Source organism: Bradyrhizobium quebecense (genome assembly GCF_013373795.3).
GTDB classification, from domain to species: domain Bacteria; phylum Pseudomonadota; class Alphaproteobacteria; order Rhizobiales; family Xanthobacteraceae; genus Bradyrhizobium; species Bradyrhizobium quebecense.
This window is the reverse complement of record NZ_CP088022.1, coordinates 4,010,897-4,034,016: the sequence shown is the minus strand read 5'-3', so window position 1 is coordinate 4,034,016 and position 23,120 is coordinate 4,010,897. Positions and strand designations below refer to the sequence as shown.

Annotated in this window: 29 protein-coding genes; 15 read left to right on the top strand and 14 right to left on the bottom strand. The window is 65.2% G+C overall.

Features of this window, described 5'->3' with window-relative positions; all coding sequences use genetic code 11:
* Nucleotides 1-112: 112 nt before the first annotated feature.
* Entirely contained in the window at nt 113-439 is a 327-nt protein-coding gene (locus HU230_RS19630; protein ID WP_176530258.1) for an ArsR/SmtB family transcription factor, read from the top strand.
* On the top strand, nt 439-879 hold the full coding sequence (locus HU230_RS19625) for an SRPBCC family protein (RefSeq protein WP_176530259.1): 441 nt from the start codon (nt 439-441) through the stop codon (nt 877-879). Before HU230_RS19630 ends, HU230_RS19625 begins: the two co-directional genes overlap by 1 nt.
* A 4-nt stretch (nt 880-883) precedes the next feature.
* Here the strand turns inward: HU230_RS19625 and HU230_RS19620 are convergent, their stop codons facing one another.
* Both HU230_RS19620 and HU230_RS19615 read right to left on the bottom strand, forming a co-directional pair.
* Nucleotides 884-1,327 carry a hypothetical protein gene (locus HU230_RS19620; protein ID WP_224924882.1) on the bottom strand — a complete coding sequence of 148 codons (444 nt, stop codon included), beginning with the start codon at nt 1,325-1,327 and terminating at the stop codon, nt 884-886.
* A 123-nt stretch (nt 1,328-1,450) separates the two neighbouring features.
* Nucleotides 1,451-1,768: a Kazal-type serine protease inhibitor family protein gene (locus HU230_RS19615; protein WP_176530261.1), complete on the bottom strand. Its 318-nt coding sequence runs from the start codon at nt 1,766-1,768 to the stop codon at nt 1,451-1,453.
* A gap of 233 nt (nt 1,769-2,001) precedes the next feature.
* Between HU230_RS19615 and HU230_RS19610 the strand changes: the two genes are divergently transcribed.
* A complete protein-coding gene (locus tag HU230_RS19610; RefSeq protein ID WP_176530262.1) occupies nt 2,002-3,657 on the top strand; it encodes a fumarate hydratase in 1,656 nt (551 codons plus the stop codon).
* Complete coding sequence (locus tag HU230_RS19605) at nt 3,654-4,328, top strand: DUF429 domain-containing protein (RefSeq protein WP_176530263.1); 675 nt, start codon at nt 3,654-3,656, stop codon at nt 4,326-4,328. The genes HU230_RS19610 and HU230_RS19605 overlap by 4 nt, the downstream gene beginning before the upstream one ends.
* A 68-nt stretch (nt 4,329-4,396) precedes the next feature.
* Here HU230_RS19605 and HU230_RS19600 read toward each other — a convergent pair whose 3' ends face one another.
* The 4 genes from HU230_RS19600 to HU230_RS19585 all read right to left on the bottom strand — a co-directional run bounded on the left by HU230_RS19600 (nt 4,397) and on the right by HU230_RS19585 (nt 7,660).
* Nucleotides 4,397-4,693, bottom strand: coding sequence for a hypothetical protein (locus HU230_RS19600; RefSeq protein WP_173637531.1), 297 nt, complete (start codon nt 4,691-4,693; stop codon nt 4,397-4,399).
* A 79-nt stretch (nt 4,694-4,772) separates the two neighbouring features.
* Nucleotides 4,773-5,327, bottom strand: a complete 555-nt coding sequence (locus HU230_RS19595) for an inner membrane-spanning protein YciB (protein WP_176534950.1) — start codon at nt 5,325-5,327, stop codon at nt 4,773-4,775.
* 54 nt (nt 5,328-5,381) lie between these two features.
* On the bottom strand, nt 5,382-5,957 hold the full coding sequence (locus tag HU230_RS19590) for a hypothetical protein (RefSeq protein WP_176530264.1): 576 nt from the start codon (nt 5,955-5,957) through the stop codon (nt 5,382-5,384).
* Nucleotides 5,958-6,256: 299 nt separating this feature from the next.
* Nucleotides 6,257-7,660, bottom strand: coding sequence for a carotenoid oxygenase family protein (locus HU230_RS19585; protein ID WP_176530265.1), 1,404 nt, complete (start codon nt 7,658-7,660; stop codon nt 6,257-6,259).
* 113 nt (nt 7,661-7,773) lie between these two features.
* On the opposite strand from HU230_RS19585, the gene HU230_RS19580 reads away from it, so the two are divergent.
* The gene (locus HU230_RS19580) at nt 7,774-8,490 is read left to right on the top strand and encodes a TetR/AcrR family transcriptional regulator (protein ID WP_176530266.1); all 717 of its coding nucleotides are present in this window, start codon (nt 7,774-7,776) and stop codon (nt 8,488-8,490) included.
* A gap of 4 nt (nt 8,491-8,494) precedes the next feature.
* On the opposite strand, the gene HU230_RS19575 is transcribed toward HU230_RS19580, so the two are convergent.
* Nucleotides 8,495-9,067, bottom strand: a complete 573-nt coding sequence (locus HU230_RS19575; RefSeq protein ID WP_176534951.1) for a hypothetical protein — start codon at nt 9,065-9,067, stop codon at nt 8,495-8,497.
* A 195-nt stretch (nt 9,068-9,262) separates the two neighbouring features.
* Between HU230_RS19575 and HU230_RS19570 the strand changes: the two genes are divergently transcribed.
* Complete coding sequence (locus HU230_RS19570) at nt 9,263-10,030, top strand: SET domain-containing protein (protein WP_176530267.1); 768 nt, start codon at nt 9,263-9,265, stop codon at nt 10,028-10,030.
* Nucleotides 10,031-10,059: 29 nt separating this feature from the next.
* Here HU230_RS19570 and HU230_RS19565 read toward each other — a convergent pair whose 3' ends face one another.
* Nucleotides 10,060-10,494, bottom strand: a complete 435-nt coding sequence (locus HU230_RS19565; RefSeq protein ID WP_176530268.1) for an RrF2 family transcriptional regulator — start codon at nt 10,492-10,494, stop codon at nt 10,060-10,062.
* An 84-nt stretch (nt 10,495-10,578) separates the two neighbouring features.
* On the opposite strand from HU230_RS19565, the gene HU230_RS19560 reads away from it, so the two are divergent.
* Entirely contained in the window at nt 10,579-11,040 is a 462-nt protein-coding gene (locus tag HU230_RS19560; RefSeq protein ID WP_176530269.1) for a group III truncated hemoglobin, read from the top strand.
* Between the two features lie 116 nt (nt 11,041-11,156).
* Here HU230_RS19560 and HU230_RS19555 read toward each other — a convergent pair whose 3' ends face one another.
* Both HU230_RS19555 and HU230_RS19550 read right to left on the bottom strand, forming a co-directional pair.
* Entirely contained in the window at nt 11,157-11,555 is a 399-nt protein-coding gene (locus tag HU230_RS19555) for a hypothetical protein (RefSeq protein WP_176530270.1), read from the bottom strand.
* A 30-nt stretch (nt 11,556-11,585) separates the two neighbouring features.
* Entirely contained in the window at nt 11,586-11,810 is a 225-nt protein-coding gene (locus tag HU230_RS19550) for a hypothetical protein (RefSeq protein WP_176530271.1), read from the bottom strand.
* Nucleotides 11,811-11,904: 94 nt separating this feature from the next.
* Here HU230_RS19550 and HU230_RS19545 point away from each other — a divergent pair, with 94 nt between their 5' ends.
* From HU230_RS19545 to HU230_RS19535, 3 genes are all read left to right on the top strand, one after another.
* The gene (locus HU230_RS19545; protein WP_176530272.1) at nt 11,905-12,729 is read left to right on the top strand and encodes a helix-turn-helix domain-containing protein; all 825 of its coding nucleotides are present in this window, start codon (nt 11,905-11,907) and stop codon (nt 12,727-12,729) included.
* 62 nt (nt 12,730-12,791) lie between these two features.
* Nucleotides 12,792-13,457, top strand: a complete 666-nt coding sequence (locus HU230_RS19540) for a DsbA family oxidoreductase (RefSeq protein WP_176530273.1) — start codon at nt 12,792-12,794, stop codon at nt 13,455-13,457.
* Between the two features lie 85 nt (nt 13,458-13,542).
* Nucleotides 13,543-14,181, top strand: coding sequence for an NIPSNAP family protein (locus HU230_RS19535; protein ID WP_092115365.1), 639 nt, complete (start codon nt 13,543-13,545; stop codon nt 14,179-14,181).
* 260 nt (nt 14,182-14,441) lie between these two features.
* On the opposite strand, the gene HU230_RS19530 is transcribed toward HU230_RS19535, so the two are convergent.
* Both HU230_RS19530 and HU230_RS19525 read right to left on the bottom strand, forming a co-directional pair.
* Entirely contained in the window at nt 14,442-15,626 is a 1,185-nt protein-coding gene (locus HU230_RS19530; protein WP_176530275.1) for a GNAT family N-acetyltransferase, read from the bottom strand.
* A gap of 194 nt (nt 15,627-15,820) precedes the next feature.
* A complete protein-coding gene (locus HU230_RS19525) occupies nt 15,821-16,249 on the bottom strand; it encodes a hypothetical protein (protein WP_224943378.1) in 429 nt (142 codons plus the stop codon).
* A 181-nt stretch (nt 16,250-16,430) separates the two neighbouring features.
* On the opposite strand from HU230_RS19525, the gene HU230_RS19520 reads away from it, so the two are divergent.
* The 3 genes from HU230_RS19520 to HU230_RS19510 all read left to right on the top strand — a co-directional run bounded on the left by HU230_RS19520 (nt 16,431) and on the right by HU230_RS19510 (nt 20,315).
* Complete coding sequence (locus HU230_RS19520) at nt 16,431-16,658, top strand: hypothetical protein (protein WP_176530277.1); 228 nt, start codon at nt 16,431-16,433, stop codon at nt 16,656-16,658.
* A gap of 129 nt (nt 16,659-16,787) precedes the next feature.
* Nucleotides 16,788-18,218, top strand: coding sequence for a caspase family protein (locus HU230_RS19515; protein WP_176530278.1), 1,431 nt, complete (start codon nt 16,788-16,790; stop codon nt 18,216-18,218).
* A gap of 72 nt (nt 18,219-18,290) precedes the next feature.
* A complete protein-coding gene (locus HU230_RS19510) occupies nt 18,291-20,315 on the top strand; it encodes a pyrroloquinoline quinone-dependent dehydrogenase (protein WP_176530279.1) in 2,025 nt (674 codons plus the stop codon).
* A gap of 90 nt (nt 20,316-20,405) precedes the next feature.
* On the opposite strand, the gene HU230_RS19505 is transcribed toward HU230_RS19510, so the two are convergent.
* Complete coding sequence (locus HU230_RS19505) at nt 20,406-20,867, bottom strand: PaaI family thioesterase (protein WP_176530280.1); 462 nt, start codon at nt 20,865-20,867, stop codon at nt 20,406-20,408.
* Nucleotides 20,868-20,885: 18 nt separating this feature from the next.
* Nucleotides 20,886-22,388, bottom strand: coding sequence for an amidase (locus HU230_RS19500; protein WP_176530281.1), 1,503 nt, complete (start codon nt 22,386-22,388; stop codon nt 20,886-20,888).
* Nucleotides 22,389-22,566: 178 nt separating this feature from the next.
* Here HU230_RS19500 and HU230_RS19495 point away from each other — a divergent pair, with 178 nt between their 5' ends.
* Nucleotides 22,567-22,698 carry a peptidylprolyl isomerase gene (locus HU230_RS19495; RefSeq protein ID WP_176530282.1) on the top strand — a complete coding sequence of 44 codons (132 nt, stop codon included), beginning with the start codon at nt 22,567-22,569 and terminating at the stop codon, nt 22,696-22,698.
* A gap of 74 nt (nt 22,699-22,772) precedes the next feature.
* A complete protein-coding gene (locus HU230_RS19490; protein ID WP_176530283.1) occupies nt 22,773-23,075 on the top strand; it encodes a hypothetical protein in 303 nt (100 codons plus the stop codon).
* The last annotated feature ends 45 nt before the right edge of the window (nt 23,076-23,120 follow it).

Sequence of the window (23,120 nt, the reverse complement as noted above, 5' to 3'; positions counted from 1 at the left end):
CGGCAAACATGCGACCGCAGTCATCAACTTTCGGAGCAGGCGAGGTGTTCCTGCGCCGCGACTGCATCGTCTCTGCATTGACATTCGTATAAGCAATTGCTTATATATTTCTATGACCGCCGCCGTGCAGCTGACCAATGTGCTCAAGACCCTCGCGGACCCGACGCGGCGAGCGGTGTTCGAGCGGATCATCCGGGAAGGGGAGGTCGCCGCGACCGGGCTGGTGCAGGGCTCCAAGGTGTCGCAGCCGGCGGTGTCGCAGCATCTGCGCGCGCTGCGCGATGCCGGCCTCGTCGCCGAGCGGCGCGAGGGCCGGCACATCCATTATCGCGTCGCGCCGAAGGGGCTCAGCCCGCTGATCGACTGGCTCGGCCATTACGAGACGTTCTGGGCCGAGCGCTTCGCAAATCTGGAACGGTTGTTGAAGGAGAGTGAGTGATGGGTGAGACGCACGCGATCACGGTCGAGAAGGTGCTGCCTTATGCCGCCGACAAGATCTGGCGGACGCTGACCACGAGCGACTTGCTGATGAAATGGCTGATGCCGAACGATTTTCAGCCGAGCGTCGGACACCGCTTCAATTTCCGCACGCGGCCGATCGGCGACTGGGACGGTGTCGTGCATTGCGAGGTGCTGGACTGCGATCCGCCGCGCCTGCTGCGCTATTCCTGGAAGGGGGGCGCCGACACCAATCCGGAATTCGGCTCGAAGCTCGACTCGGTCGTCACCCGGACGCTGACGCCCGTCGAGGGCGGCACGCAGGTCCGCATGGTGCATGACGGCTTCGTCTTCCCCGGCAACCGCTACGCCTTCGACATGATGAGCTCGGGCTGGGGCAAGATCGTCGATGCGATCGGACGGGTCGCCGCGGAAGCCTGACGGATCACTCGTTCTTTCCGCGCCGGACCGTGATCGAGGCGTCGGTCCGGTTGCGCGTGCATTCGAGGCTGAGGCGGCGATAGCGCATCGTGATGGTGTTGCCGCGCAGGATGCCCATGCGTTTCAGGCAGCGCGAGGTGCCGGTGGCGGCGTCGTCCTTCGGCACGGTGAAGACCAGCGCGGTGGCGGAGCCGACCAGGTTGAAAAACTCGGGCTTCATCTTGCGATCGGTCTTGGCAAAGAGCTCGATCGAATAGTCCTTTCCGCGGCAGCCGAGCGACAATTCCTTCGCCGCCGGATGTGTGAGGTAGGTGATGTTGGCGGCGCTGAAGTTGACCTTCAGCCCGTCGATCTGACCGGCGAGCTGCTTGGCGATGTCCTCGCAGGGATCGGCATGCGCAGGCGCGGCAGTGAAGGCTGTCGCCAGCGCGATCAGCGCGGCCGGCATGAAAGAGCGGATGCTCAAGGCAAAGCGTCGGCGCAACGGTGCTGTCACGAAATACCCCCGCGGTATGAAAATACGCGAAGTTACATGCAGGCTCCCGCGCAGCGCGTCAATACGGCCGATCCGTCAGGATGCGCACTTGCCGTCCTGCGCCTTGGAGGCTCCCGCGGCGCGGCGCTCGCAATCATTGCCATAGGTCTTGCCGTCGCAGCCGCACACCGGCTTGAAGATCTTGTTGCAGATCGTCGGCCGGAATGCGCAGGTGCCGGTCTGGTCGAAGCGGCCACACTGTCCTGGTTTGAACTGGCAGAACTGACCGACACGGCTGCATTGAACGCCGGCTAGGCCGCCGCATGGCTTGCCGAGGCGGGCCGCATCGACGCCGGTCGGGACCGCGATCAACAAGGCCAGCGCCGCGAACCAGATCAAAAGCGCTGTCTTCATGATGGTCTCCTGATGGCTTCCTTGGTGGTTTCGCGGATCGCTGAAGCGTTGTGGCAACCAGAGATTACGGAGGGATGAAGCATAGCACGCGGATTGCCGGTCCCGTGCATGGCTGGAAGGCGGCCGGCTTCCCTTTCCTTTGTCCGAAAAAAGCTTAGAACGGCTCTACATTCCGGCGGCCGCGCGGCCGGACCGGCCTTTCGAACCCGACCTGCAAGCCCAAAGAGCAGCTCATGAACGCCCCCTCCGCCTTCCCCGACCAGCAGAAGCCCGTTCCGCCCTACAAGCACACCCCGCTGTTCCCGCTGGGTGCCGACACGACACCCTACAAGAAGGTGACGAGCGAGGGCGTCCGGGTCGAGAAGGTGTTGGGCAAGGACATGCTGGTGGTGTCGCGGGAGGCGCTGCGGGCGCTCTCCGAGGCCGCCTTCGGCGATATCAACCACTATCTGCGGCCGGGCCATTTGAAGCAGCTGCGTTCGATCCTCGAGGACAAGGAAGCCAGCGACAACGACAAGTTCGTCGCATTTGATTTCCTGAAGAACGCCAATATCGCGGCCGGCGGCGTGCTGCCGATGTGCCAGGACACCGGCACCGCGATCATCATGGGCAAGAAGGGCTGCAACGTCATCACCGACGGTGACGACGAGGCCGCGCTCTCCGAAGGCGCGCGCGACGCCTATCTGCGTCGCAATCTGCGCTACTCGCAGGTCGCGCCGCTGTCGATGTACGAGGAGAAGAACACCGCCAACAACATGCCGGCGCAGTGCGAGATCTACGCCGAGGGTGATGATGCCTACAAGTTCATGTTCATGGCCAAGGGCGGCGGCTCCGCCAACAAGAGCTTCCTGTTCCAGGCGACGCCCTCGGTGCTGACCAGGGACCGGCTGCTCGCCTTCCTGAAGGAGAAGGTGCTGACGCTCGGCACCGCGGCCTGTCCGCCCTATCACCTGGCGATCGTGATCGGCGGCACCTCGGCTGAGCTCTGCATGAAGACCGTGAAGCTCGCCTCGGCGCGCTATCTCGACGCGCTGCCGGCCCACGGCTCGGCCGACGGCAACGCATTCCGCGACCTCGAGATGGAGCAGGAAATCCTCAAGATGACGCAGTCGCTCGGCGTCGGCGCGCAGTTCGGCGGCAAGTATTTCTGTCACGACGTGCGCGTGATCCGGATGCCGCGCCACGGCGCCTCGCTGCCGATCGGGCTCGGCGTCTCCTGCTCGGCGGACCGCCAGGTGCTCGGCAAGATCACCAGGGATGGCGTCTATCTCGAGGAGCTCGAGCACAATCCGGCGCAGTATCTGCCCGCGGTCGAGCAGTCGCTCGGCGGCGAGGTCGTCAAGATCGACCTCAACAAGCCGATGAAGGAGATCTTGGCGACGCTGTCGCAATATCCGATCAAGACCCGCGTCTCGATGACCGGCACCATGATCGTGGCGCGCGACTCCGCCCACGCCAAGCTGCGCGAGCGGCTGGAGAAGGGCGAGCCGCTGCCGGACTATTTCAAGAACCACCCGGTGTATTATGCCGGCCCCGCCAAGACGCCCGATGGCTACGCCTCCGGCGCGTTCGGCCCGACCACCGCCGGCCGCATGGATTCCTTCGTCGACCAGTTCCAGGCCGCGGGCGGATCGATGGTGATGGTCGCCAAAGGCAACCGCGCGGTCGCGGTGCGCGAGGCCTGCAAGAAGCACGGCGGCTTCTATCTCGGCTCGATCGGCGGCGCGGCAGCGAATCTCGCCGAGCACTGCATCAAGAAGGTCGAGGTGGTCGAGTATCCCGAGCTCGGCATGGAAGCGATCTGGCGCATCGAGGTGGTCGACTTCCCGGCCTTCATCATCATCGATGACAAGGGCAATGACTTTTTCAAGGAATTGAATCTGGGTTGAGGGCAATCGGCCTCGACGGATTTTCCAGAGGCTGGGTCGCCGTCACCATCGACGGCGACCAGCGCACGATTTCCTTTCACGGCGATATCGCGGATGCGCTGGCGCGTCCGTTCGATCGTGCCGGAATCGATATCCCGATCGGCATGACCGAGGACGGCGAGCGCGATTGCGATCGTGTCGCGCGCGAGCGGCTGCGCCCGCACACCTCGCGCGTCTTCACCGGGGCACGGCGCTGGCTGTGGCAGGAGTTTCGCGATCCCGACGCGGCGAACCGTGAAGCGCTGCGCCGCGGCCAGACCCGCGTCTCGCGCCAACTCTGGCATCTCGGTAACAAGATCATGGAGGTCGACGCGTTCGTGCGCGCGAACCCCGCACGCGACATCCGCGAGGTGCATCCCGAACTGGTGTTCCTGCGGCTGAACGGTGGCACGCGATTGCCGCGCAAGAAGTCGGAGGAGGGCGATGCGCTCCGCCGCAGGCTGCTGAAGCGATCAGGCTTTCGCGAGATCGACCGCTGGCTTACCGAGGTGCGGATCGGTACCGGCGCGAAACGTGACGACGTGCTGGATGCCTGCGCGGTGGCTTTGGCCGCTCATCAACCCAGCGGCTGCGTTCCCGAGGGACCGCAGCCGCTGGATGGACATGATCTGCCGATGCAGATCTGGTTCTAAGGCGTGTTCGAGCGAAGTGGACACTGGTTCGTTTGAAGAAAACGCGTCAAGACAAAAAGCCAGAGCGGTTACGCCCGCGTGCCGGTGAAAGGGAAGCTGCCCATCGGGCCGATGCCCATCTCGCCGGAGATGCCATCGCCGGAGACCGTGCCGGAGAATTCGAGCGTCAGCGGCATCGGATTGGTGATGGAGACCTTCCAGGCGACGCTGTCGCCGTTCACGGTGCCGTCGAAGATTTCGGTGGAGTTGCCCTCGGCACCTTGCGTACCGGTGAGCGTGCCGCCCGAGCTCGCCAGCGACAGCGTCGCCTTGCGCTCGCCCATCGGCGTCGTCATGGTCAAATTCCAGTTTCCGTCCACCGCCATTGATGTCTCCCCTCCGGTTAAAAAGCGTGCGCGGGTATAGCCTATCTTGCCGCGCGCGCCTAGTTCGCGGCTGCGGCGATCAGGCGCGGGCGGCGGCGCGCAGCCGGTTGCCGACCAGGAAGCGGAAAGCGACGTACTGGATCGCGAAGGCCGCGATCTTGGCGCCGACCAGCACCACCGACACGTAGAACGCCCACAGCTTCATGTCGCCGGTCGCTGCGATTGCGATGGTGCCGGCGGCGAGGATGAACATCAGCACGGCCCACGCGTAGCCGGCGAGGGTGGCGTATTCCGGAATGGTCTCGGTCACGATCGGCGGCAGATAGCGCAGCATCCAGCCGCGCTTGAGCATGATCGCGCCGATCGCGATGTGGCCGATCGCAGGCTTCGCCAGCACGAAGCGCGGATCGTTGGTGAGCAGCGTCGCGCCGCCGAGCACGATCACCAGCCCAAGGCTCGCCCAGGTCATGTAGCCGAGCGCCTGTCCCTTGACGCGCGCATAGACCACTTGCGCAATCGCACCCACGATCGCAACAGCGGTAGCAATCAGGACATTGTCGGTGGCGAGATAGACCACGAGGAATACGATGGTGGACAGGAAGTCGCTCGCGAGCCTGGCAAATACGCTCTTCATCGTCATGCTTTCCGTTTCCTCGAGATGATCGTTGTGATCTTGATATGTGGGTGTTCAGCGTGACGGCAGCGCGCCAGCCGGCGGCACCCCATCCTTGGCCGCGCGATATTGCGGATACCAGCGCGTGAAGCACACCGCGGCGTTGCGCGCAGCGAAGGCGATCAAGAGGCCGGTCCACAGCGGCAGGGCCGGCACATAGAGCACCGCGATGTTGCCGATCAACATCAACAGCGTCGCAGCGGTCCATGCTCCGGTGATCAGGTAGTTGGCTGTGATGAAGCCCGGCTGCTTCGCGGTCTCGGCATCGACCTGTTCGAGCGCATATTGCCGCGTGAACGGATGGCCGATCAGGATCGATGCGAACGACACCAGCAGAATGCCGACATCGACGGCGATCTTCACCGCGATGGTGCTTGGCGTCGCATCGACGAAGGTGAGGTAGCTGCCGACTGCGGTGAACACGATCACCGAACCGACGCCGAGGATCTTGATACTGCGGCCGCGCGCAATATCGAACGCGATGACGGCAAGGCAGATCAGCGCGGCGCAGAGCAGGCTCACCGTGGCTGAGGTCACCAGCATCAGCGTGGCGAAGGCGCCGTAAGGAGCGAGGATCAGGAAGATCGTCATTGGGAGCCTCGAAGGCTGATCTTTACATCGTAAAGATAACCTAGAGGCAGGCAGAGGGGACGTCAAGCGAAATCTTTACACTGTCAAAATAGAGATCATTGTCTCAAAAAAAACTAGTCATTTCTATCTGTTGCGTCGGTGGTGATGGCTCGCTGGGGTTCTCGCAGTCGTCATGCCCGGGCTTGTCCCGGCCATCCACGTCTCTTGCGCGAATGGTGACCGGGACGTGGATGCCCGGGACAAGCCCGGGCATGACGAGTGGAGAGACTGGGTATTCACACGCCTGAAGTGACGCGCCGCTAATCCGCCCCCACCCAATTGCCGTGGAAGCCATCGGGCACGCGGTGGCCGAGATGAACCAGCGCGGTCGGGCCAGCCTCGACGTCGGTGGCGTTGAAGACGGCGAGGTCGCTGCGGTTTTCGCGGGCGCGCCAGACCACGGCAAGCAGCCAGCCGTCGCCTTCTGCGGCATCGGCGCCACGCTCGACGAACACAGGCTCGGAGATGGTGTCGCCGGCGGGCAGGAGGTAGTGGCCGAGCCGCTTGCCGCGGCCGTCGACATGCACGATGCCCGACAGCGCACCGAACATCGGCAGATCGGGGTTGGCGCAGGCGTACCAGCCGTGATTGCTCGCAAATCCTGCGCGGCGATCGTCGACGCGGGGGAATTCGCCGGTGAGGTCGTCGAGATAGGTCTGCGTGAAGCGGTCGGTATTGCCGGAAAGGTCGAACGTCCAGCGGCAATAGCGCGCGCGATTCTTTTTCGGGTTGGTCTGCGAGCCGTCAGGATGGTTGAACAGCGGCGCTTCCTCGAACTGCATCACGTCGGCGATGATGCGGTTGCCATCCTCCCACGCGTTCATGACATGGAAAACGTAGCAGGTCTCGGCGCGGAACCAGACGATGTCCTTTGTCGCACCGCTGCGCTTCATCACGCCGACATAGGCGCCTTTCTCCGGCTCCCAGGCATAGGGCGCCTGGCCGCGCATCGCGCGCTGCATGCTGCCCGTGATCGGCAGGATAGGAAACAGCACGTGGTTCTCGGTGACGATGAAGTCATGCACCATGCTGGCATAGGGCGCCTCGAACCGCTCGAACCGCGTCACCACACCGGATGGGCTCACCGCGCCGTACGACAGCGCCGGCGTCAGCGGACCCGCGGCGTTGTAGCCGAAGAACACCATCTCGCCGGTGACCGGATCGATCTTGGGGTGCGCCGAGAAGGGCCCGGAGATCGCCCCCTTGTAGTCGCAATAGCCAAGGCGATTGAGCGTGCCAGGCTCGATCTCGGTCGGCAGATGGCCTTCCTCGAGCGCGAGCAGGCGGCCGCCATGGAAGATGATGTTGGTGTTGGCGACGCCGCCGTCGGTCGTGATGTCGGCAGGGGCGTCCGGCAGCTTGCGGCCGAAGCCGCCGAACAGCGCGCGGCCGGCGTCGTGCTCGGCCTGCCATTTCGGGGTGCGGACCCAGCGGTTGCGGTAGCTGGCGCGGCCGTTCTCGAGATGGAAGGCGTGCAGCATGCCGTCGCCGACGAACCAGTGCGCGCCCGGCGCCTCGAACTGCGGGTTCGGACCATTGCGGTAGAGCGTGCCGTTCAGCTCGCGCGGCAATTCGCCAGTGATCTTGAGGAAAGGCGCATCGGCTTCAAACGGGATCGGCGCCAGATTGGTCCGCGCCGTGTTGGAGGTGACCTGGTCGAGCATTCCGCATCTCCCTGCATTATCATCTTTACATCGTAAAGATATCAGTAGGGATGAGGCCATCGATCGTCAAGCAAAATCTTTACAGTGTAAAAATTGCGACATATAAGGGCCGCATGGCAAGATTATCCAAAGAAAACAAGGCGGCTCGCCCGGCACGGGCTCCGAGGCGGCGGATTGCGCGTGCCGCCGCCGATCGTCCGGCACCGCGGGGCCGGGCCAATGACACGCCGTATCATCATGGCGATCTGCACGAGGCGCTGCTCAAGGCCGCCGAGCGCGTGCTCGAGCGTGATGGACTGGCGGGGCTGACACTGCGAGCGGTGGCGCGCGAGGCCGGCGTGTCGCACGCCGCGCCCACGCATCATTTCGGCGATCTCACCGGCCTCGTCAGCGAACTTGCCGCGATCGGCTTTCGCCAGTTCAACGCGGCGATGGTCGCGGCCGGCGCCAGCGGCGCCACCGCGATCGAGAAGGGGCTGGCGCGCGCCAAGGCCTATGTCGCCTATGCGCAGGCGCATCCCGGCATGTACGGGCTGATGTTCCGCACCGAGCGGCTCGATATGTCGAGGCCTTCGCTGCATGAGGCGGCCAATATTTCGTTCGCCGGGCTCGCCGGTTCGATCGGCGAGAGCCGTCACGAGCAGATCCAGGAGAGAGCGCTGTCGCTCGATCAGGCCGCGGCGATCGTGCGCGCGTGGTCGCTGGTCCATGGCTTCACGATGCTGCTGCTGGATGGACGCCTGACCGACGTGCTCAACCGGATGCCACAGGGCAGCACGCTCGACATGCTGTTCGAGGCGATGCTGAAAGGCAATGCGAAGCAGTGTTGAATGGCTAGCGCTGCACAAGCAACGTCGAGCGGCCGGCCTGTCCGATCGTCTTCACCGTGTCCGCGCCGCATTTGAAATCGCGGGCGAAATCGTCGGCGGCCTGCCGCGCCAGCTCATTGGCATTGGGATTGGCGGCAACGTCGACATAGGCGACGTGACAGACCTCGCCTGGCGGTAGCCGCGTCACGACGAGCATTGCCCGTGAGACCGGGCCGCCGCGCTTGTCCTGCGCGCTGCTGTCGGCGATCTGCCAGCGCTGGATGATCGCGAAGGGCTTGCTGCCGGCGGTACGCCATTCGACCGTATCGCCGGTCGAGCTGAACGGGCCGAACCAGGCCTGCGCCGCCGGTTCCCTGGCTGCCGCCGTGCGGTTGCGGCCGACCGACACCACTTCGCGCAGATCGCCCTCGTTGATCAGCACCACAAGGCCGGATTTTCCCGGGCAAACCCGCGTGGTGCTGCCGTCCTCCTCGTTGGGCTTGCCGATCATCCGGCAGGCCTTCGGCGCGGTCGACGTATAGCTGCTGCTGATCGTTTGGGCGCCGGCCTGACCAGGATTTGCACTGGCGAGCGCCATCACAGCTGTTGCAAAAGCAAGGTATTTCATCGGGGGAAACCTGCGATCCGGACGTTACTTTGTGTCTGACTTATGCAATCTGGGGAAGGTTCAACAGACACGCGGGAAACACCTGACAGGCGCGCGGAATCGTCCTAGAAGGGCGGCTTCGCAACTTCTGTCGCGTGCACCTTGCGTGCCTTAGCTTCGATCGTCATGCCCGCATCATCATCGCAAAAGCCCTATCGCGTCGGCCGTTCCCGTACTGGCCTTGGCCTTTTCGCCACCAAGCCGATCAAGAAAGGCACCAAGATCATCCGTTATTTCGGGCCGTTGCTCGACTCGAAGAAGAAGGATGAGGACGCGATCGAGAACAAATATCTGTTCGAGCTCACCAATCGATGGACCATCGACGGCTCGATCCGCCAGAACGTCGCCCGCTACATCAACCACGCCTGCCGGCCGAACGCGGAATCCGACGTCAAGCCACGCAAGCGCAAGGTGTTCATCCGCGCCATCAAGGACATCGAGCCGGGCGACGAGATCAACTACGATTACGGAACCGACTATTTCAAAGCCTATCTGAAGCCGATCGGCTGCAAGTGCGATGCCTGCGAGAAGAAGCGCAAGAAGAAGCGCGCCGAGGCGAGGGCGGAGCGGCTGCGGCTGAAGGAAAGGGCCGAGCGGAAAGCCAAGCGCGAGGCCGAGAAGCTCGCTGAAATGCGGGCCAGGCAGAGGAAGTCCAGCGCGAAGAAAGCTGCCAAAGCCAACGGCAAGCTCGGCAACGGCAAGATGCTGAATGGCTCGGCGCTGAATAGCAAGGCCCCGAACGGCAAGGCTCTGAATGGCAAGGCTCTGAATGGCAAGGCTCTGAATGGCAAGGCCTTGAACGGCAAGCACCTCAACGGCCACAGCCTGACGGCCGCTGCCGGCAAGCGAGCGGCCCCTTCAACGCGCGGCGCCGCGCGGGTGCTGCAGGCCTGAGTTCCGAGACCGATCCGGTCCGACGATCGTCATGATGCGCGTGCCTGATGGCGCGCGGGACGCGGCGCATAGGCGCATTCGGCGAGCGTGGTTCCGTCGAGTTCGCGCATGAAGGCCTCGCGGGCCGCCGCGAGCCTCGCCTTCAGGCGGCAGCGTGGCAGCAGCACGCAATCGCCGCCATCATCCCTGAAACATTCCACCAGCGCGCTGCCGCCTTCGAGCGCGCGCACCACCTCGCCGAGCGTGATCGCCTGCGGGGCGCGCGCCAGCGAAAATCCGCCGCCGGCGCCGCGCTGGGTCGCGATGAAGCCGGCCTCGGCGAGGTCGCGCACCACCTTGGCGAGGTGATTGCGGGAAATGCCAAACTCGGCCGCGATCTCGCTGGTCGCGAATGTGCGGTCCGGCTCGCCGGCCAGCCGCATCAGCGCGCGCAGCGCAAAATCCGTGAATGATGTCAGGCGCATGGAAGCCCTTCGAAATCAGCCCTTGGCGGATTCGCTATAGCAGTCTAAATAGGTATTTAAAATACCTATTTAGGATGTGAGTGAATGACAGGAGCAGAGCGCCGCGAGCAGATCACCGCCGAGATCGTCGCGCGGACCGGGATCACCGAGGCCATGATCGAGCGCTTGGTGCACGCCTTCTACGCCAAGGTCCGCAAGGACCCGATGATCGGGCCGGTGTTCGAGGCCAGGATTACGAATTGGGAGCCGCATCTGGCCCAGATGTGCGCGTTCTGGTCGTCGGTTGCGCTGATGACCGGGCGCTACCACGGCACGCCGATGGTCAAGCACATGCCGCTGCCGGTCGATGCCGCGCATTTCGACCGCTGGCTCGAACTGTTCGAGGCGACGGCACATGAACTGTGCCCGCCGGTCGCAGCGCTTCATTTCATCGAGCGCGCGCGGCGCATCGCTTCGAGCCTCGAGATGGGTGTCGCCAGCGGGCGGGGCGTGATGCTCGGGGTTGGCGAGAGATTTCGGCGAAGCGAGGCTGAGGCGGTGCAGTAAGGTCGCACTCCGACCCCGTCATTGCGAGGAGCGAAGCGACGAAGCAATCCATGCTTCCGCACATGCGGCTCGATGGATCGCTTCGCTTCGCCCGCAATCACAGCAGGCGGCGGCCGTTACGCCGTCACCACACCCTCGCTCTTCCGCAAGCCCATGTATTGCAGCTCGGCGAACACGCCGGTGGCGATCGCCTGGGCGAGGATCACGATGGTCCCGACGAGGTTCGGCGACACCGCGCCCGAGAGCAGCAGCGCGATGCTGGCAAGCGTCCAGGCCGCGTTGCCGGCGACCACGAGGATCACGGGTCCCTTCGGCAGCGAGGTTCGCGCGCCGAGCCAGCCGACCAGCGCGGTATAGGCGATCAGGAACAGCCCGGTCTCGCGCAGCAGCGCTTCCGGCAGGCCGAGCAGCGAGGCCAGCGCGCCGGTGTCGAGCACCATTGCGATGGCGGATACGCCGCTGAACACGGCATCGGCAAGCAGGGCGCGGCGCAGCAGCTGGGACGAATGGATCATGGCAGTGTCTCCTCGGGTTGGGATGGGTTTTCAGCGCATCAGGGACTGCAGCTGACGCCACAGGCGGAACGGGCAGAGCGCCTTGCCGACCCTCATCTCCACCGCATAGACCTGCGCGAACACGAACATGCCGGTGTCGTGCACGATCGGCTGGGGCATGTTGAGCGAGCGCGCGACCAGCCAGGTGGCGAGATGGACCAGCCACGGGATCAGGACGGCGAAGGCGCGGATAAGGGACAGCATCAGCATGGTCATCTCCTGTGCCGTGGAAGATGAGCCGGCCCGCGCGCCAATTCGATTACCTCGGGCGTAATGGAACGGGCGAATTTCGCATGGTAGGTTTTGCACCATGAACGCACATGCATCCATGGCGCGGGCCGAGCCCGCAAAACCCGTCCTGATCGGCGAGCACCTGCGCGAGTGGCGGCAGCGCCGCCATCTCAGCCAGCTCGACCTTGCCGTCGATGCCGAGATCTCGGCGCGGCATTTGAGCTTCGTCGAAACCGGCCGTTCGGCGCCGTCGCGAGACATGGTCCTCAAACTGGCGGAGCGCCTCGACGTGCCCCTACGCGAACGCAACGTGCTGCTGGTCGCCGCGGGGTTCGCTCCCGCATTCCCGCAACGCTCGCTGGAGGATCCCGCGCTGAAATCGGCCCGCGAGGCGATCAACCTTGTGCTGAAGGCGCATGAGCCCAATCCGGCGCTGGCCTATGACCGGCACTGGAATCTGGTCTCCGCCAACCGGATGGTGGCGCCGCTGCTAGAGGGCGTGCCGCAGCGGCTGCTCGGCCAGCCCTTCAACATCCTGCGGCTGGCGTTCCACCCGGAGGGCCTGGCGCCGCGCACCGTGAACCTGGCGGAATGGGCAGCGCATCTGCTGGAGCGGCTGCATCGGCAGTGCGAGGCAACGGCAGATCCGGAGCTGCTCAAGCTCTATGAGGACCTGAAGTCCTATCCGATCCCGGCGCGGGCCGCCCCGATCACGCCCGACAACAACGTCGCGCTCCCGTTCAAGCTCCGCCTCAATGGCGAGATCCTGAGCTTCATCTCGACCACCATGGTATTCGGCACCCCGGTCGACATCACGCTGCAGGAACTGGCGCTGGAGACCTTCTTCCCGGCCGACGAGCTGACCGCCGAGCGGATGCGGCAGATGGCAGCCAGTATGAAATAGCGGCTTGTCTCGGGGCGCTTTCGGCCTACTTTTGGGGTTCCAATTCCGCCGGGAACCCTGCCATGAGCGATCCGAAACCGCTTCGCCTCGATATCGTCTCCGACGTCGTTTGCCCCTGGTGCTACATCGGCAAGCATCGCATCGAGGATGCGCTCAAGCTGGTGCCCGACGTGCCGGTCGAAGTGCACTGGCGGCCGTTCTTCCTCAACAATTGGGTGCCGCGCGAGGGCATCAGCCGCGAGGAATATCTCACCGCCAAGTTCGGCTCGGTCGATGCCTACAAGCGCATTGCCGGCCGCGTGGTCGCCGCCGCCAATGAGGAGGGGCTGACCTACCATCCCGAGCTCGTCAAGCGGCAGCCCAACACGATCGACTCCCATCGCCTGATCCACTGGGCCGAGGCCAGGGGCAAGGCGGCCGAAATGAAGCAGCGGCTGATGGAGCTGTATTTCCGCGACGGCGGCGATCTCACCGATACCAATGTGCTGGTGCAGGCGGCAGCCGATGTTGGGCTCGATGCCGACGACGTGCGCAAGCGCCTTGCCACCGACGAGGATGTGGCACTGGTGTCCGCGCAAGCGCAGGAAGCCTCCGAGAAGGGAATTTCGGGCGTGCCGACCTTCGTATTCGCGCAGAAATACGCGGTGTCCGGCGCCCAGCCGGCCGAGCAACTCGCCCGCGCCATCCGCGAGGTCTCGGCCGAGATCAACGCGCAGGCGGCCGAGTAGTCCGCAGTCGTTCACGAAAGCCCGGCTCGTGCCGGGCTTTTTCGTTTGCCCACACGATCCATCGGAAACAACCAGGGAGACCATCATGATCTATGAGCTGCGCACCTACACGGTACGTCCGGGAGCCGTCGGCGAGATGGTGAAGGCGGCGAGCACGATCTCGCGCGACATCCGCGCCGACAATTTCGGCAAGCTCGAAGGCTACTGGATCACCGAGATCGGGCCGCTCAATCAGGTCATGCACATGTGGAGCTACGCCGATCTCAACGAGCGGGCCCGGCTGCGTGCCGAGCTTGCGAAGAATCCGCGCTGGACTGGCGAGTACATTCCGGCGATCCGTCCGCTCTTGGTGCGCCAGGAGGTCCGGCTGCTGAATGCGATCATTCCGCCGGTGGCGCCTGCCACCAAGGGTAACATCTACGAATTCCGCAACTATCGCGCCAAGCCGCTCGGCGGCGTCAAGCAATGGCTCGATCTGATCACCGGCGTGCTGCCGGAGCGCGAGAAATATTCCAAGATCGTCGGCCTCTGGCACACCGATTCCGGGCAGCCCAACGAGGTCTGCCACATCTGGGCCTATCCCGATCTCAACGCCCGCGCCGCGGCGCGCGGCGGGGCGATGAAGGATCCGGCCTGGTTGGAATTCCTGGGCAAAGGGACGCAGCTGCTCGAAGAGATGCACTCGACCATCATGCTGCCGGCCCCGCATTCGCCGCTGCAGTGACACAGAGGATGCTCGGGCCGGGGCGTAAAGCCGGCAGAAAGCCTCACCCGATGTTTCCATCAGATGAAGCTTTCCAGGCAAGGGCATGCGCTGCCTGAGAAACAGCGCACCGCAACGCTAGAAGGGCCAGCTGACACCAACCTGACGGCGGGAACTTATTGTTTCTTGATGTATCTGCATGGCTACGAAAAGGTAAACCATTGGTCGCGGTGAAGGAGGCCGCCTCGATCCGCGCGGGCTCGCGTAATGGGGGGACCGTGTTATCCGGGCTTGCCGCGCCGGCTGCGGATGAAGTGGACGGCGCTGCGCGCGGCTTCGTAGCCGAGATTGTTCAGGGTCAGCGCGGCATGAACGGCGGCGACCAGCGGATCGCGCCGCCGCAGCGGCAGCAGCACGTCGCCGATCGCGAAGCGCCCGCGCCAGATCGGGTCGATCATGGGATGGCCGGGCGCCGCGGTGGAATCGGCCGAATTGATCGCGGGATCGGCGCAGAGATGGCGCGTCAGCTCCAGCGTCAATTGTGCGCCCGGCGAATGCTTCGCAAAGCGTTCGTCGATGCCGATCTTGAAGAAGAAGGCGCGGTCCTGATGGCGCACCACGATGCCGCCGGCGACCGCCGTGCCGCCCGCATGCAGCGTGACGATCTCGCAGCGGCCGGTCTCGGCCAGCGCCGAGGTCGCGCGGCGGATGAAGGTTGCGTCGCCGGCATGCTGGCTGAGCGCGGTGCCGCGCTGGCCCTTCCAGCCGCCGGCTTCGAGCGCAAGGAAAGTCTCGAGCGCCGCCGCAACGTCGCGCGGCGTGCACGCGACGTCGAAGCGCACCGCGCCGTGGTCGGACAGGCGATGGCGCTGCCGGCGCAACTCCTTCAGCTTCTTGGGCCCGAGCGCGTCGCGCAGCAATTCATCGGCATCGCGCGTCGCATCGAGCTGGGCGCGCTGATAGGCGCTCAGCACGCGCGGCTGCAAGCCGTCGCGCGCGAGCACCGCGCGGATCGCCGCCATGACCGGGCCCTCGAGCGACATGGTGCGCAGGATCAGCGCGTGCGCGCCCGCATTGCGTGCCTGCTGCAGGATCTTGCCGGCGGCCTGCTCGGCGGCATTGCGGTCGAGCAGCGGTGTGCACAGCGTGCCGTAGGGTTCGGCGCCGACCAGCGCGGGCAGAGGGATCCGGTAGATTCGCCGCAATGGCACGACCGGCAGCAGCCCGATCAATTGCCCGGCATCGGCGGTAGCGCTGAGCAGCGACGCGCCGGTGCGGCCGCGCGCGGAGGCATCGACCGCCAATTCCCAGTCGGGCTGGTAGTAGCCATTGGCCTCGATCGCGCGCTCGGCAAGCGCCCGCCATGCGCCGGCCGACGCAGCCGACAGCGGCGGCAACGCGCGATCATCCGTGGCATCCTTGCGCGATGCACGGCGGATCATTGCCTGGTCAGCAATATCGGCCACGTCCCATGTTCCCCGGTCGGCAAGGCTGATTAGCCTTACGTTCATCACGGGCAACGCTAGCGGAAAGAAATGGAAAATGCCGTTGAGGCCATCCGGCAATTTGAGCGGTCATGTTAACGGGGCATTCAGCATACCGCCGTCGCGAACGCGGCGCTCGCGCTGTGCGGGCTCATGCCGGGGCAATGCGTCAAATGCTACGGCTTGGGACTTCGCTGCGCTTCCTGAACCGAGCTTTCGACCGGTTCGTAAGTCTCGGTCACGCAGTTGTCGTCAGCCTCCACCTGCCGGCGATCGAAGATCGCGCCTTCATTGATGAAGACGCGATAGGTCTGCGTCCCGAGCGGCTTGCCGATCACCGAAGTCAGTTCGGCGCGCACGCAGGCGGTCCAGCCGGTGCCGCGGGGGTCGTGCAGCGGAGCGGAGACCCGCACAAGGGTCGGCTGCGAGCCGGCGGTGAACACCGAATCCAGCTTGCCGGCCACCAGCCGCTTGACGTCCGGAGGCGTTTCGAGCGGCGCCGGCTCGGTGGCCTTGACCTTCAACATGTCGGGCCATACAGCGTGGCTGTCCGCCAGCCCGCAGCCGCTCAACATCAAGGCGGCGCCGGCCAGCAGCGCCGCCACTTGCACTTGTCCCTGTCCCATCGAGTTAATTTAATGTGCCGCCGCCAACATTGCGCCCCCTGGTGGGGCTGAATTCGCATCGCGCGGCGCTTTGTCGATCAACAAATGTCGAGCGACAAGCTACGTTTGGGGTAGAGGTGTTGCCGGATGTTTCTACGGCTGCGGGGGGAGAGAGACTGACATGAAAAGCTTCACGGTTGCTGCCGTCATTCTGGCGCTGATTGCGACACCGACCCTGGCCCAGGGCCGGCGAGGCGGCGGGGGCGACGACAAGAAGACGGAGAAGAAACCCCAGATCGACGAGAAGGCCTACAAGGCCGCACTCGATCGTATTCCCGAGCCCAAGGAGAAATACGATCCCTGGGGCGTCACCAAGCCGGCCGCCGATCCAGCCAAGAAGCCGAAATAGCCGGGCCCATCCGATCCCTGCGACAATTACGGCGTGAGAACCGGTGTCGGCGGCAGCAGATTGTCGCACGGCATGAACCTTCACCTGACGGCTATCGACCCATCTCCGATGTCATTGTCGGAGGCCGCCATGCTTCGCCGTTCCCTCCTCAGCCTGATCGTTCCGGCAGCGATCCTGTTCGGTGCCGTGCCGGCATTGGCGGAAAGCCGTCTGGCGCTGGTGATCGGGCAGTCCGCCTACAAGTCGGTGCCCGCGCTGCCCAATCCGGCCAACGACGCCAGGGCCATGTCACAGATGCTGACCGATGCCGGCTTTGCCGTGACCACGGCATCGGATCTGTCGCAGGACGAGATGCGCGCAAGGATCAGCGACTTCGCCGGCCAGGTCGCTGCGAAGGGCGCCGACACCGTGGCGCTGGTGTTCTATGCCGGGCATGGCCTGCAGATCGATGGCGAGAACTATCTGGTACCGGTCGATGTCGATCCGAAGCGCGAGGCCGACATCCCGATCCAGGCGGTTCGCCTCAACGACATCCTGAACACGCTGACCTCGGTGCCGAGCCGGATGCGCATCGTGCTGCTCGATGCCTGCCGCAATAATCCCTTCCCGGAACTCAGCAAGACCGCCGGGCATGGGCTGGCCATCGTCGATGCCAAGATCGGCGCGCCCGGCACCTTTGTCTCGTTCTCGACGTCACCGGGCGCCGAAGCCGAGGATGGCAGCGGCGCCAACAGCCCCTACACCACCGCGTTGCTGGCCTCGGCGAAGGAGCCGGGAATTCCGATCGAGGACACCTTCAAGCGCGTCCGCCTCGCGGTGAACAAGGCGACCGACGGCCGTCAGACGCCGTGGGACTCCTCGTCGCTCACCGACGATTTCCGATTCATGGCAGGTATGTCAGCGTCGCCCGCGGCCACGCCGGAGCCGGCCGCGGCCAAGCGCACCGTCGACGAATGGAAGCGCGAATTGCAGGGCAAGCCGATCGAGGTTGCAAACGAACTGATGGTGGTCGACGGCACCGATGAAGCCTATGAAGCCTTCGCCGCGATCTTCGCCGGCACGCCACGCGGCCTGCAGGCGCGCGACTGGCTCGACCGGCATCGCCGCATGGTGGCTTGGAGCAACGCCATTCTCGCCAACACGGCGGCGGCCTATCGCAGCTTCCTCGTGCTGTACCCCGACAGCGATCTGACAGCGACCGCGCGCAAGATGATCGAACGCTTGCGCTACCGTCCCGATCTGACGCCGGCCTTAGCGCTCAGTGTGCCCGCGACCAACGTCGCGCTGGCGGCTCCGACCTGTCCCTGCAACGCCGCGCCGCCGCAGGAGCAGCAGAGAGCCGCAGCGCCCGTGAAGAAACGTGCCGATCCCGATCCGCCGCGGCGCGCAGGCAAGCGCCCGCCGCGCGTCGTGGTCGAGGACGACGTCGTGGTCGTGCGGCGGCCGCCTCCGGCCGTGGTCTACGAGCCGGTCGGGCCGCCGATCGGAATCGGGATTGGCATCGGCGGCGGTGGCTATCGCGGCGGTTATGGCGGCGGCTTTCGCAGGGGTGGATACTGACGCGCCAATCGCGTAAAGGCTCTCCCCGCATGAGATGCGGCGTTTGATGATCGCATTTCGCGGGAGGACGCAATGCGGTCGCTGTTTCGCCTGCTTGTCGCGCTGGCGCTGTGCGTACAGCCGGCGCTCGCCTGGGAGTATTGGGGCGGCGACCGCGGGGGACAGCGCTTCTCGCCGCTCACGCAGATCACATCGGACAATGTCGGCACCCTGGTGCGCGGCTGGCAATTCCGCACCGGCGATCTCGACGCGCGTCCGCCCGAGGTCATGAAGCGCACCAAGTTCGAGGTGACGCCGCTGTTCGTCGAGGACAGCGTGATCTTCTGCACGCCGTTCAACGAGGTGATCGCGATCGATCCCGGCACCGGTGCGCAGAAATGGCGGTTCGATCCGAAGATCAGCATGGCGCAGCGGCCGGCCAACCGCTTTGTCTGCCGCGGCGTCGCGCACTGGACCGATGATCGTGCCGCTGATGGTGCGGCCTGCAAGTCACGCATCTTCACCGGCACCAATGACACGCGCCTGATCGCGCTCGATGCCAGGACCGGCAAGCCCTGCGCTGATTTTGGCAACAATGGCGAGATCAAGATCGACGCCGGAATGAAGCTGGAGTGGCCGGGCGAGTTTCAGATCACGTCGGCGCCGGTGACGGGACGCGGTGTGGTCGTGGTCGGATCCGCGATCGGTGACAACCGGCGGGTCGATGCGCCGGTCGGCGTGGTGCGCGCCTTCGATGCACGGACCGGCCAGCCGCGCTGGATCTTCGATCCGCTCGTGCATGACAGCGTCGAGGCCGGCCACAGCAACGTCTGGGCGCCGATGTCGGTGGACGAGGAGCGGGGCCTGGTGTTCCTGCCGACGACATCGCCCAGCCCCGATTTCTGGGGCGGCAAGCGCCCGGGCAATGACGAGCACGCCAATTCCGTCGTCGCGCTGCGCATCGAGAGCGGGGAGCTCGCATGGGCATTCCAGACCGTGCATCACGACGTCTGGGACTATGATTTGCCGGCACAGCCGACGCTGACGCGGATCGACACCGGATCGGGCATGCGCGACGTCGTGATCCAGCCGACCAAGCAGGGCTTTGTGTTCGTGCTCGATCGCGACACCGGCAAGCCGGTGTGGCCGGTCGAGGAGCGCGCGGTGCCGCAGAACGGCGCCGAGGGCGAGAAGCTGTCGCCGACGCAGCCGTTTCCGACCCATGTGCCGCCGCTGTTGACGCAGCGGATGACGGCCGATGATGTCGGCGGCCTGCTGCCGGGCGTCGGGAGCGTGGCCTGCGAGAAGCTGCTCGCGCAATCCCGCAATGAGGGGCTTTACACGCCGCCGTCGACGCAGGGCACGATCGTCTATCCGATGACCGGCGGCGGTGTGAACTGGGGCAGTGCGGCGTTTGATCCGGTCAACCAGATCCTGTTCGCCAATGTCAGCCATGCGGCGCATGTCATCACGCTGATTCCACGCGACCAGGCCAAGGGCTTCAATCCGCCACCCGGCCACGATTTCGGCCAGCAGCAGGGTGCGCCGTTTGCGATGTCGCGGGCGCTGGCGAGTACGGAGGTTGGGTCGCCGTGCAACAAGCCGCCATGGGGCGAGACGGTGGCGGTCGATCTCAAGGCCGGCAAGATCCTCTGGCATGCGACGGTCGGCACCAGCGAGGATCTCGCGCCGCTCGGCATCGCGCTCAATACCGGCACGCCGTTGCTCAGCGGCGTCGCGATCACCGCGGGCGGAGTGGTGTTCACCGGCGCGATGGATGCCTATCTGCGCGCGTTCGACGTCAAGTCGGGCCGGCAGTTGTGGCTCGGCCGGCTTCCGGTGCCCGGCGTCGCCAATCCGATGACCTATCTCTGGAAGGGCGAGCAGTATGTCGTCATCGGCGCCGGCGGCCATTCCGAGGGCGGCACATCGATCGGCGACAGCGTGGTGGCATTTCGCCTGCCGCGCCAGGGCGAGGCCGTGTCGCTTCTCACGCGCCTGATCGATCGTCCCGGCGGACGGTTTGCTGTCAAGGCACTCGCAGCCGGTGTGGCGCTGACGGTGCTCGTCGCACTGCTCTGGCGTTGGCGCAGGAGGCGTCGCGTCAAGGCGGCGTAGTTCGGCGGCGCGCGCCGCGCCGCTGCAAGTAACCTTTAGTTTGAGCATGATTTCACCGGAAAACCGCTTCACACTTTTCCGGATCATGCTCTATCCCGGCAGCATCGCGAACGCGCTCGATACCATCGCCACCGGCTTGTTGTCGGTGGCGGACAGCAGCGTGACGCGGCCGAAGCTCATGGTGCGGCCGAGCCGGACCACGCGGGCGTCGGCCAGCACATCGGACGCGGTCACCGCGCGCATGAAATGTGTGGTCTGGTCGACCGTCGTCATCGGGCGATAGCCCTTGTTGGCCGCGAGATTGGCCAGCACCATTGCGGTGTCGGCGAACGCCATCAGCGCCTGGCCGCAGACGATGCCGCCGGTACGGCAGAGCCGTTCGGAAAACGGCATACGCAGGATTGCTCCGGGCTGCCAGTCAGCGGCGCCGTCCGGCGGAGGCGCAAAGTCGAACCGCTCGACCGACAGGTTGAGGTCCTGGACCCAGGGCGCAAAGACATCGCCGAGCATCAGCTTGGCGTCGTCGATCCCGAATTCACCGGCCTGCTGCATGACGTTCCGTTCCCTCCGCTAATGTTCTTGCTTGCTGTTTATTGCCTGGTTGCGCGTGACATGCACGCCAGGCCGCTTGCCGTCATTCCACTTGCCGTCGATCGCCCGTTCGATCTGGGCGGCGAGCTGCAGCAAGAGGCCGTCATCGGCCTGCTTGCCGATCGCCTGGATGCCGAGCGGCAGGCCGTGCTCGTTGGTCGCGAGCGGCAACGAGATCGCCGGGATGCCGCAGAGATTGGCGAGCGGCGTGAAGGCGAAGTTGCGCCAGAGATTGCCGAACCAGTCCAGCACCGACGGGTTGTCGCTGATGGTGAGATTTTCCGTGGTGCCGATCTTCGGCGTCGGCAGCGCCGTGATCGGCGTCAGGATGATGTCCCAATCCTCGAAGAAGGCGCCGAAGCCGCGCGCCGTCGTATTGAACACTGCCTGCATGCGGGCGCGGTCGGCGAAGCTAAAGTCGCGGCCATGCTCCCAAATGCGGATGTTGATCGGCTCGATCAGGTCCGCAGGCGGCCGCTCGAGTCCGCGCGCCGCGAGCATGTTGCCGATCACGACGGCGAAATTGCTGATGTAGCAGGTGGTCTGTGCCGCGAAGGCTTCGCGATAGTCGATCGGTGGCAGGGCGTGATCGACCTGATGGCCGAGGCCCTCGAGGAAACGTCCGACCCGCTCGAGCTCGGCTGCGATGTGCGGCGTCGCGCGATAGTCGCCCCAGGTGTGCGACAGCGCGATCTTGAGCCGGCCGGGGTCGCGCGCGATCATCGCTGTATAGGGTTCCGGCGGTGTCCAGAACGGCATGAACTCGCCGGGCGCCGGGCCGCGGCAGCTATCGACGAAGGCTGCGGTGTCGCGCACCGAGCGCGACTGGCAGCCCTGGATCGAGACGAGGCCTGTGAGATCGGACAGATGCGGTGCGAGCGAGAACACGCCGCGCGACACTTTCAGCCCGATATTGCCGTTGACGCCGGCGGGAATCCGGATCGAGCCGCCGCCGTCGGTCGCATGCGCGATCGGGACAGCGCCGGCGGCAACCATCGCCGCGCTGCCGGCCGACGAGCCGCAGGTGGTGTAGTCGGTGTTCCAGGGATTGCGCGTGACATAGACCGCCGGGTTCTCGGCCGAGCTGCAGACCCCGAACTCCGGCGTGGTGGTGCGGCCGATCAAATTGAGACCGGCCTTGCGCAGCTTCGTGGTCAGGAAGCTGTCGGCCGCGGCGCGGTTGCCGCGCATCATCAGCGAACCCATTTCCTGCAGCCGGCCCTTCAGCGTGGGACCGAGGTCCTTCATCAGGAAGGGCAGGCCGGCGAACGGGCCGTTGAGATCGGCGCCGTCGCGCGCGGGATCGGCGATCACGTCGTCGAACAGTTCGACCACGCCGGAGAGCGCGGGATCGACCTTGGCTGTGGCGGCGGCAGCCTGCGCCGCCAGCTCCCGTGGCGTCAGCTCGCCGTTCCGGACGCGCTCGGCGAGCGCCGTCCCGTCATGCCGCGTCCATTCGTCCCAGCTCATCGCCAAAGTCATGTCGTCGATTCCTTTTCTGCTTTGTTGCGCAGTGTAGTTTGGGGGGCCGTCCGGTCAAACCATCGCGCGGACGCAGCGCCGGCGCTGTGCTCGGGCGCGGCGCTGCAAGCACCGTGCCCGGCTTGAAAATGCCCCAGTTTTGGCGCCCAATTGCCCCTTGTCAGTGGTGGGGGCGTCCATGTTCCGCAGGTTGGTATTGCTGGGCGGCGTGATCGCGATCGGGCTTGCGCTTGTCGGCTGCACGCGATGCGGTCCGATCTGGGACGACTGGATGCAGTCGCCGAAATCCTGCAAGTCAGACCACCTCTAGGGCAGGGACGGGCGCGCTTGGCGGCAGCTTTCTTGGGGTGATATACCGCTGACGAAAATGCAAGGAGCGTTCTTATGAGAGTTTTGAGCGCAGTTGCGGCTGCGGTGCTGCTGTCGGCGCCGGCCTATGCGCAAATGCCGAACGTCAATCTGATGCCTGAGGTCAAGACCAAGACCCAGGAGGAGAAGGATCGCGACGCGATCAACGACAAGGCCTACAAGGACTCGTTGAGCAAGATTCCGGATGCCAAGGGATCGGCCGATCCCTGGGGCGCGGTGCGCAGCGATGCGCCGAAGGCGGCGGCCCATCCGGCCAAGCCGAAGACCAAGACCGGGAGCTCCGCGCAGCCCGGAGGCTCCGCGCAGCGCAGCCAGTAACGCCCGCTCGGGGCGGCTTCCTCCGCTTCCCGCAGACTCGGATTT